Source organism: Psychrobacter sp. 4Dc (assembly GCF_002836715.1).
In the GTDB taxonomy this organism is placed as follows: domain Bacteria; phylum Pseudomonadota; class Gammaproteobacteria; order Pseudomonadales; family Moraxellaceae; genus Psychrobacter.
In genome coordinates this window covers 20,230-29,745 of the sequence record NZ_PJAT01000142.1, presented here as the reverse complement: position 1 = coordinate 29,745, position 9,516 = coordinate 20,230, and the positions used below count along the sequence as shown (strand labels likewise).

8 protein-coding genes are annotated in these 9,516 nt (G+C 42.6%); 5 read left to right on the top strand and 3 right to left on the bottom strand.

Features of this window, described 5'->3' with window-relative positions; translation table 11 throughout:
* Positions 1-81: 81 nt before the first annotated feature.
* The 3 genes from CXF61_RS12340 to CXF61_RS12330 form a co-directional block, all read right to left on the bottom strand.
* Positions 82-1,965 (bottom strand): autotransporter domain-containing protein, encoded by a 1,884-nt coding sequence (locus CXF61_RS12340; RefSeq protein ID WP_165598407.1) that lies wholly within the window; start codon positions 1,963-1,965, stop codon positions 82-84.
* Positions 1,966-2,379: 414 nt separating this feature from the next.
* Positions 2,380-3,633 (bottom strand): MFS transporter, encoded by a 1,254-nt coding sequence (locus CXF61_RS12335; protein ID WP_165598406.1) that lies wholly within the window; start codon positions 3,631-3,633, stop codon positions 2,380-2,382.
* Positions 3,634-4,001: 368 nt separating this feature from the next.
* Positions 4,002-5,201 (bottom strand): sugar transporter, encoded by a 1,200-nt coding sequence (locus CXF61_RS12330; protein WP_165598405.1) that lies wholly within the window; start codon positions 5,199-5,201, stop codon positions 4,002-4,004.
* Positions 5,202-5,932: 731 nt separating this feature from the next.
* Here CXF61_RS12330 and CXF61_RS12325 point away from each other — a divergent pair.
* The 5 genes from CXF61_RS12325 (at position 5,933) to CXF61_RS12305 (ending at position 9,283) form a co-directional block, all read left to right on the top strand.
* Positions 5,933-6,847, top strand: coding sequence for a hypothetical protein (locus CXF61_RS12325; RefSeq protein ID WP_165598404.1), 915 nt, complete (start codon positions 5,933-5,935; stop codon positions 6,845-6,847).
* 57 nt (positions 6,848-6,904) lie between these two features.
* Positions 6,905-7,093 (top strand): hypothetical protein, encoded by a 189-nt coding sequence (locus CXF61_RS12320; protein ID WP_165598403.1) that lies wholly within the window; start codon positions 6,905-6,907, stop codon positions 7,091-7,093.
* A gap of 15 nt (positions 7,094-7,108) precedes the next feature.
* On the top strand, positions 7,109-7,489 hold the full coding sequence (locus CXF61_RS12315; protein ID WP_264755687.1) for a YqiA/YcfP family alpha/beta fold hydrolase: 381 nt from the start codon (positions 7,109-7,111) through the stop codon (positions 7,487-7,489).
* A 97-nt stretch (positions 7,490-7,586) separates the two neighbouring features.
* The gene (locus CXF61_RS12310) at positions 7,587-8,219 is read left to right on the top strand and encodes an acrylate utilization transcriptional regulator AcuR (RefSeq protein ID WP_165598401.1); all 633 of its coding nucleotides are present in this window, start codon (positions 7,587-7,589) and stop codon (positions 8,217-8,219) included.
* A gap of 80 nt (positions 8,220-8,299) precedes the next feature.
* A complete protein-coding gene (locus CXF61_RS12305) occupies positions 8,300-9,283 on the top strand; it encodes an acrylyl-CoA reductase (NADPH) (protein WP_165598400.1) in 984 nt (327 codons plus the stop codon).
* Positions 9,284-9,516 lie beyond the last annotated feature (233 nt).

The window sequence follows — 9,516 nt, the reverse complement described above, 5'->3', positions numbered from 1 at the left end:
GGTTATTAGGTTTTTTTTGAATTTATAATGGTATAGGCGATTAATTGTCACCTATACCATTCTTCTAGATTAACAACTTATTTAGAATGCACCATTAAGTCCAACGAATAAGCTGGTTGAGTCATCGTCATTACCTTGTGAATGTGTGACACCAACGTTGGCATTCAATAGACCAAAGCTTCTAGATAGGCCAAGTGTCATAGCAACATTATCATCATCAGTTTCGACCATAGGCGTCTCAAAGCTGATATTTGGTAGCGTATTCAAACGTGCGGTCACTGCTTCACGATTATCACTCAGCTGCTTTTGGTAATGAATGTCACCAAATAAGTTTAGGTTCTCCATCAAGCTATGATTGGCTTTGAGACCAAGCTTGCCATATGTCGTAGAGTATTTCTGCTCATCGAACTGCATAGCAATGCCAGACATCTCTTTTTCTTTGAGTCCGTCAATTTTTACGCGGCTCGCTGTTGCACCGATATAAGGCGTGACGGCAATATTGCTCACTTGCATTGGGTAGCCTGCCTGCAAGTTGGCATAAAAGCGCTTGCCATCAGCATTTGACTTAAACTGCTGTTGGTTACTACCAAGTGTGACAGTACGTGTGACATCGACATCCATGTTGCCAAATCCTGCAGCACCATTGATCTGTAAACCGCCAAACTTGTTGCTATGATAGACACCAAAACCGATCTCTCCCAGATCAATATCACTCAAACCTGTGCCAACGTCTGAGTTTTCAAAGTCTTTTTGAGTGATATTGCCGTATAAGCCTGTTACTGCATTGGCTGAGTTAGGATGAGCAAAATCTACGCCAAGCAATACTTGGGTATTATTATCACCATCAAACCCTGCAATTTCTTGGTTAGCGACTTCACCGACGGCCCATAGCGTACGGGCAGGTTGTTGCTCACTGTTTTGGATTTGGTTGACGTGTGACTGTAAGCGCTCATTGGTTGCAAGCCCGGTTGTCGTTGCAATATGTGGCAAAACGCCGATTAAGCTAGGCGCAGTGACAACAGCATTTGCATAGTCGGCGATCATTTGATGTGCTTGACCAGTCGGGTGAATACCATCAGCGAAGAAGTAGGTTTCGTTGGCATTTGCTTCTACAAGAGTATCAGGTCCACAAGTTAGAGAGCTATTGTTGTCACCGCAAGCTTCATCGGTGACATTAGTGAAACCATACTGAGCAGGCGACGCAATGATCTCCTGAGTTAAGCTAAACATATCTAGCGGTATGATATTAGCGCCAGTACCTGCGACGCCACTAAGCATAAACTGATTGTAGAGACTGGCTGCATCAGTTGCCGCTCTTTGGGCTGCCAAAGCCTCTGCAAGTTCTTGACCTTCTAGATCAGGGTCTGGAACAAACCTAGGCGTCAGACCGACATCAGGAATATTGGGTACTAAGATATATTTGGCACCATTGTCTTTTAGTGCCTGAATCGTTTCGGTTTGGCTAGATACTGCTCTAAGTATGGTCGCTTGAGCATTAGCAGGATCTTCAGCCGCCGCAAGCAAGTCATTTGCACCTGCCCATACAACATATAATCCATTAGGATCTACTGTGTTATTGGCGAGATAGCTATCGACTTGGCTATTGGCAGAAGCAATAGGAATACCGCCAGGGAAAAGCGCTCCTTCGCCTGCTCTTGCACCGCCGATAGCGTAGTTGTTACCAATTTGATTTCCAAGATAGACAACGGGAACAGCCGTGGTACCTAGCTGCTCAGCGAATGAGGTCGCCCATGTGTTGTCAGGGTTGGTGGTAAACTGAGCAGGACCTGGTACAACTTGACTAAAATAGCCCCCATCGGTCAGGCTATCACCAAAAAAGGTGACACTGTCATAAGCATTTGCGTGAGAAATACCAGCGATAGATAGGCTGATAGCAAGCATACTTTTGGTAAAAGTTTTGAGAGAGGTATGGCTAATTTTAGAACGTGAGGTATTACGAGGCATAGCGACTTCCTTGTCGTCAATGTAATAGTTTGTCAACCGAGTGTAACCACTTTTTAAAAAGCTAGCAATCGTTTTGATTGCAAAATTGCAAGAATATTGCCTTATTTAAATAAGTTTTTAGAGCATAAAAAAGGGGTGTTCAAGTATTAAAAAATCATACTGTCTCGCTCACATAATATTTTGTTTCCTTCTATGTAATTATGCTGTAAGCACCTGATTTCTATTCAGTTATTTTTATTGAAAAGTATAAGGCTTATCTGTCGACATTGCTTGTTTAACTCAACTAACTGCCCAATCGTAAATAGTATCAAAGCAGCACTCCACAATAAGATAGTCAGACTAAATGCGTATAAAGATGTCACTGGCGGCAATAGCAAAGTATAGCTAGCAGTATCAATACTATAGAAACTGAAATTAAGCTTGTTTTTGTGGACGCAATAATAAGGCCAGTCCAAGTGCTACAAAAGCTGCGATACCAGATATCATATAACTGATACTAAAATCCCCAGTGATTTCTGCAAGATAGCCTGCGGCCACTGGTCCGAGAGCTTGTCCTCCTGAAAAGGCAAAAGTTAGCGCCGCAAGCGCACTTGCCGCTGCAGCGGGTCCAAAATAGTCTCCCGCCGAAGCAGACATAATGACAGGAACACTCCAAACCACTAAGCCAAACAGAATAATGGACGAATACAGTCCGAAATCCCAGTCAGTAAGTCCGACCAACAGATAAGCGATAGCAAGGAAAAAGAAGGCTAAAGCGAGACCAAGGCGTCTGCCAATATGGTCAGAGATCCAGCCAAATAATATACCTGAGAACATACTGAGTAGGCCAATCCATGCCCAAACCCCACCCGCAGTTGCTTCACTCAGTTGATACGAGCCAACCATACTGGTGACAATGAAGGTGACGTAAACCATATAAGTAGCACCATAAATGGCAAAGATGACACCTAGATGTACGAGTAGCTTAATATTGCTACGTTCTAGCTTTTTCTTATTTTTAACAGGTAAGATAGGTGCGCGCCCAAAAGGATTTTGGCTGACATCGTCCGGATGGTTGCGAATCAAAGTAAAAGTAAGCCAAGCTACCGCAATATTAATCACGGCAAAAATTAGCCAGCCTGTCTGCCAAGACAGTAGGGTAAAGATAGGTAAGAGTTTGGGTACGACAAAGCCTGATAGAATGATACCAAATCCAGGACCCGCCATGACCAGTCCTAAAGCAAGCCCGCGGTGCGAAGGAAAAAACCAATGCGACATGACGCTCATCATTGGTAAGACCACGCCGCCGCTACCGATACCTGTCAATACATAGAGTGCGCAAAGTATGGGAAAACTGGTGGTAAAAGCCATACCAAACATAGAGACAGCAATGAGGAGGAGGCTTGCCGTCGCAGTCGTTCGAGTACCCAACCGAGGTAGAATAAAAGGGCTTAGAAGCACTGCAACCAGATATCCTATCAGGTTGGTGAATCCCAAGATTCCACTTTGGGTATAATTTAATCCTAGAGAAGATGACATGGATGGCAGTAACATACCAAATGCGAATCGTCCTAACCCAAGTCCGCAGAACATTGCTACAGAGCCTGTAGCAGCAACGATCCAAGCGTAGTGTAATCTGCCTAGCTTAAGAGGAGCGGTGTTGCTTTTTCGAAGCATTCCATCGGGCATCACGAATCTCCAACAAGTTGAAAATTCGCAATATATATCGTCACTAAATTTATATCGTAGGTAATGACTTCCTTGTTTTGAATAGTATCCATTTCACACTCATCCTTTTGTGCTTAATCCCCATCAGTCCTTTATTAAATATACTTATAGCCTAAGCATACTTATGCCTAATAAAATTAGTATAACTGCACCTGAACGTTCGTTCAATCAGTGTGTAAGAAATCTTTGAAATGCTTTATGGGCTACATTGTTGTATTCATACATAAAGAAAATGCCAGCCCATTTATATGGCTGGCATTCTGCTTATTATTTCTGATGGTTCCTTCTCGACTGCTATTTTTGGCTATCCCTTAATATCGACTTATTAGTTAACCAAGTCGTTTACTCAATTCAGGAAAACGTTTGATCATAAATAGCATTAATAGTAACGCAACAACTGCGATAGCCGCACCTGTATATCCTACGCTAGATAGTGAAATGTGTGTGACGGCATAACCACCGAATAGCGCACCCGTACCAATCCCCAAATTAATAATACCTGAGAACATCGACATCAGCATGTCTTGCGCATTGACATCGACCATGATGACTTTGGCTTGCATTGAGATAATCAGTAGCATGAGCGCCGCGCCCCATAGTAAGGCGATAAAGCTGAGCGCCCATACAGAGGTCACTGCTAGCAACAGCGCAAGCATAGACACGAGCATCAGTATGGTCGATATTAGCATCAATCTGGTATTGAACCGATCGCCCCAACGACTAAATATCACACTACCTACAATTCCAGCTGCACCGAATAGCAACAGTACAAAAGTTGCAGCGTTTTCACTGATATTACCGACTTGGCGCATGAACGGTTCTATATAAGAATAAGCTGTATAGTGCGCTGTAAAGACTAGTAAAATAAGCAGGTACAAACAGACTAATAGGGGGGTTTTAAGTAGTTCTGGAATCTTTCTAAAAGACCCTTCAAACATACTAGGTAACGTCGGTAAGAGTCTCGCTTGTAGAATAAATACAATTAAGGCAATGACGCCAATACCGCCAAATGTCGCTCGCCAGCCAAACCATTGGCCAACTAAACGTCCCAGCGGCACACCCAATACCATTGCTAACGACGTACCAGTCGCCAGTACGCTAAGCGCCATGGCTTTTTTGCCTTCAGGTGCGACACGTATCGCGATTGCAGCCGTGATGGACCAAAATATCGCATGAGATAACGCAATCCCAACCCGACTAATGAGCAGCACATCAAAGCTCCAAGCGAATACGGACAGTACGTGACTGGCAATAAATGCGGCAAAAAGCCCCAAGAGTAAACGTTTACGCTCAAATCTACTGGTTAATAGCATTAGTGGCAATGACATTGCTGCGACAATCCAAGCATAGAGTGTCAGCATCCAGCCAGTCTCTGCCGTCGTAATAGAGAAGTCTTGGGCAATGTCGCTCAACAGCGCCACAGGGACAAATTCTGTGGTGTTCATAATAAAGGCACTAACGCCCATCAAAAATACTTGAAAATACTGAGTTCGGCGAGCGTTTGAGCTGGCCTCAAGGTTATGTGTCATAAAATCCAATACAGATGCGAATACTACGTGTGATAGGTCAAAGTGGGGCAGGCTTAATTAGAATACAAGGTTTGCGGGGCAAGATAGCAAGCCCACGTCGATCGTGAAAGGTGTTTTTTGATAAGGATTGTTAATTGGATGTTTATTGAGGATACTTAAGTAATATGAAACTGTCGTTAATCATATTGAATGCGTTGGGATACTTGCTAACGACCAAACTACAATTCATTTAAAAAGAAGCGACACCAGTTGTCGTAGAAGGTTTTAAGCGGCTTTATTTTTATAGGGGTTTATATTATAGTTATTGAGTCAGGCAAAAATAACAGGGCAAACAGTTAATCCTCGGGGCGCAATGCTTCACTTCTTAACTGAGTTTTTAAAGCGCTATCTTAGCGATGTTTTTTCAGCAATGTTATTTACGTTGAATCTTAAACTTCTACGCCTGTACAAACCTAAAAAACTATATCTATTAATAAACAAAAAACTTAGTAGAGAAAGCTCGTTAACATTGCAAAAATATAAGCAATGTAACAGCGAAAAACTGTGGCTAAAAAGTCTATCCGAATTAAAAACTACTACCTTACCAAGTCGATTAATTTACTTAACTTTATAGATAATGACGTCATTTAAACAATGGCGAATAGGCTCGGCTGGCTTGAAATCAGAATTCAGACCAGACAATAAAAATAAAGAGACATGCAAACCGAAATCAAAATAATAAGGATATAAATATGACGACATTAACGTATCAGTTTGAGCAAAAACGGTTAGATAACTTTAAGTGGTCGGGTAGCTCAAAGCTATCTGGTATAACGGCACTAGCAAATGATGAGAAAGACCGAGTACGAAAACAGCCATTGTTTTACCTCGAAACGGTTTCTGTAAACAGTTATGAAGATGATATTTATTTCGTGAACAATACTAATGAGATGCTCAGATGGGTAGCACCCTTTAAACCCTATCGAAATATAGAGGAGACAAGAGCAAAGTTGGGCGATACCAGTGATGAAAACTTACGTAAAGTGACCCTCTATAGTGATGACATGGATCGTTTATACACGAACGTACTGCCCAATCAGGGGGTGCGGATTGGTAGTACTCATATCATGTACGACAGTGATGCGATGATGCAGTGGTTTATACATGTGCCATATAAAGGGCCAGATATGCATTATGCGATTTGGCGTTTTAATGTAGTGGAAAAGGGCGGGATTCGAGGAACTTATCCATTGTTGTGGGATGATTTTAGTAAACCCTCGCACATGGTGAGTTGTGACTGTCTGTCTGAGCGGGCTGATATGCCGATAGAGGCCAGTATTTATGAAGAGCGCTGTGCAATGCTTGACAGGCTTATCGGGTCATTTGGCATATCAAATGCCATATTCATATTAGCGATAAATGATGTGCTTTATCGTTATGGCGTGGGCTGGAGCGCGCCTTATAGCGAGTCGGATATACAGGCGCAAGACATTGCGATGAAACTAACAGCACAAAAGCCAGAAAATGTGGGAGTGGTGAAAGCTATTGTCCAAGCGGTTTATGACTTTTGGTTTAACGAAGGTTTTTCAAAAAATATCTCAATGCTGGCTTGTGAGGAGCTTTTGAGCCTGTATCAAGCGCAGGTTGCTAGCCAGAAACCAGTTTAATTTATAAGCCAAATTATCAAGAAAAAACCTAAATAATAATTAAAAAAGGAGAACCTTATGATGTGTCCTATCGAAAATAATGATACGTTTTTATTGTTTTTTCATGGCTTTGATTCAAGCAATGAGACCAGTAAATATACCTGTATCACACGTGAGCCTAAATATTGCCAAACGGTCAATTATCGAGAGAGTTTTGCAGAAATATTTGAGATTTATGATGCTTTGATTCGTGAGAAGATGACATAGTATCCACGTGTGGTGTTGGCGGGGCATTCGCTTGGCGGTTGGTTTGCCAATCATTTTGCCCATAAATACAACTTGCGGGCACTGTTGATTGCGCCTTGTGTCTATCCAAGTGAGGTATTGGCTGACCGTATCCCTGACGTGGCTGATATGAAGCTATCTTTTCCCACAACCAATACCGAGATGGTACGAGTCATGGTAGAAGTCGATGATGAAAGTCTTGATGTGGCAGTGGCTAGACGAACCTTGGTAAATCTACCTGATAGCTGGGACGTCGATTATTTTGCAGGCGGTCATCACCGTATCGCTCGTAGTAGTGATATTTGGTATCACTTAACTCATCTGTGCGAAGATCCCATCTTTTGGATGGATGAGGCGACATATCATGGTGAAGACTGATAGCAAGGGCAGTCAAAAAACTGTCGCGACTGATGGATAAATAAACTGCTTAAAATAATTAATTGACATTAAAGACGATCGGTCATAATATCTATGCATGACGATTACTAAGCCAAAAGCCCGTCGAGGGCGTCCACCCAATGTTGAACGCGAGTTTACGGATACCCGTGAAGCTCTTTTGAGATCTGGGATGGAAATGTTGACAGAGCAAGGTTTTGCGACCACTGGTATCGATGCCATACTCAAACGCATCAATGTGCCTAAAGGTTCTTTCTACAATTATTTCAAAAACAAAGAAGCATTTGGACAGGAAGTATTACGGCAGTACGCGTTGTATTTTGCTCGCAAGCTAGATTATTGTTTTCTGAATGAGCAAGTATCTCCCATGCAGCGTATTAGTGACTTCGTTGAAGATGCAAAGTCAGGAATGATCAAGCATGAATTTCGACGCGGCTGCTTAGTAGGAAACTTGGGTCAAGAGATTGTCGTGTTGCCTGAGAGTTTTCGTTGTGAGTTAGAAGGTATATTACTTGATTGGCAAAAGCGTTTAGCGGCTTGCTTGCGTCTGGCAGTACAACAAGGACAAATACATTCTCATAGTGATTGTGATGAGCTTGCTGCTTTCTTTTGGATTGGTTGGGAAGGTGCGGTTCTGCGTGCTAAGTTAGTACAAGATGTCAGTCCATTAGATACTTTTTTCCGAGGTTTTGTAGCAGGAATACAGAAGTAATTTTTTATATATACTTTTAGACGAACGGTCTAAATTATTTTTTACTTATTTATAGACGATTGGTCTAAATAGGAGCTACTATGTTTAATGCGATATTAATTGAAAAAAATGACGATGTTTATCAGTCTAATCTGACTGAGATGCAGGACGCGCAATTGCCTGAGGGTGATGTGACGGTTCGTGTGGCATATAGCACGCTCAACTACAAAGATGGATTAGCCATTACTGGCCGTAGTCCTGTGGTACGTCAATTTCCAATGGTTCCAGGTATAGATTTAGCGGGCACTGTCGAAACAAGTAGCCATCCTCGCTACAAAGCTGGCGACAAAGTGTTGTTGAATGGATGGAGTGTGGGTGAGAAGTATTGGGGCGGTCTATCACAAAAAGCACAATTAAACGGTGACTGGCTGATCCCGCTCCCTGAATCGATGACTGAACGTCAAGCAATGGCAATAGGTACAGCAGGATATACTGCGATGCTTTGTTTGATTGCGTTAGAGCGTCATGGACTCACACCAGAGCGTGGCGAAGTATTGGTGACTGGTGCTAACGGCGGTGTTGGTAGCTTTGCCATCGCACTTCTAGCAAACCAAGGTTACTCTGTCACTGCCTCTACGGGACGTCTGGAAGAAGCCGAATACTTAAAAAGCCTTGGTGCAACGACGATCATTGACCGAGCGGAATTGAGTAGTCCGGGACGTGCACTTGGTAAAGAGAAATGGGCCGCTGCAATCGATTCTGTTGGTAGTCATACGCTGGCCAACGTTTGTGCCAGTACCTGTGAAGATGGTTTAGTCGCTACTTGTGGATTGGCTCAAGGCATGGATTTCCCTGCTACTGTTGCGCCATTTATTTTACGCGGTGTTAGTTTGCTTGGTATTAATAGCGTGACGCGACCTTATGATGAGCGTATAGAAGCATGGCAGCGTTTGAGCACAAGCTTGGATATGACGCAATTAGATGCAATCACCAGAGAGATTGGCCTGAGTGAAGTCATTACGGCGGCAAGCGAATTATTGGACGGTAAAGTTCGTGGTCGAATAGTCGTTGACGTTAATCGCTAAGCGTTAATTTTTCATACTTCAACACTAATGTTTCGATGTTATGCCTCTTTTTAATACATGAATAAGTGGTGCATCGAAACGTCTAAGATTGAATGCGCAAAGTGAAAAAGAATTATTCACAAACGGTCACAAATATCGGTATTTATTTTTTGTCATCTGATGTGCTATCATCGTTGAACGAACTATCGTGGGTTTAACAGTTTTGTTATTGCCGACCATGACAACAGTCTAAT

Bases quoted from the DNA above. Each gene is read 5' to 3' on its own strand.
- CXF61_RS12335 (WP_165598406.1), bottom strand. From the start codon at position 3,633: ATGCCCGATGGAATGCTTCGAAAAAGCAACACCGCTCCTCTTAAGCTA.
- CXF61_RS12325 (WP_165598404.1), top strand. From the start codon at position 5,933: ATGACGACATTAACGTATCAGTTTGAGCAAAAACGGTTAGATAACTTT.
- CXF61_RS12330 (WP_165598405.1), bottom strand. From the start codon at position 5,201: ATGACACATAACCTTGAGGCCAGCTCAAACGCTCGCCGAACTCAGTAT.
- CXF61_RS12310 (WP_165598401.1), top strand. From the start codon at position 7,587: ATGACGATTACTAAGCCAAAAGCCCGTCGAGGGCGTCCACCCAATGTT.
- CXF61_RS12320 (WP_165598403.1), top strand. From the start codon at position 6,905: ATGATGTGTCCTATCGAAAATAATGATACGTTTTTATTGTTTTTTCAT.
- CXF61_RS12305 (WP_165598400.1), top strand. From the start codon at position 8,300: ATGTTTAATGCGATATTAATTGAAAAAAATGACGATGTTTATCAGTCT.
- CXF61_RS12340 (WP_165598407.1), bottom strand. From the start codon at position 1,965: ATGCCTCGTAATACCTCACGTTCTAAAATTAGCCATACCTCTCTCAAA.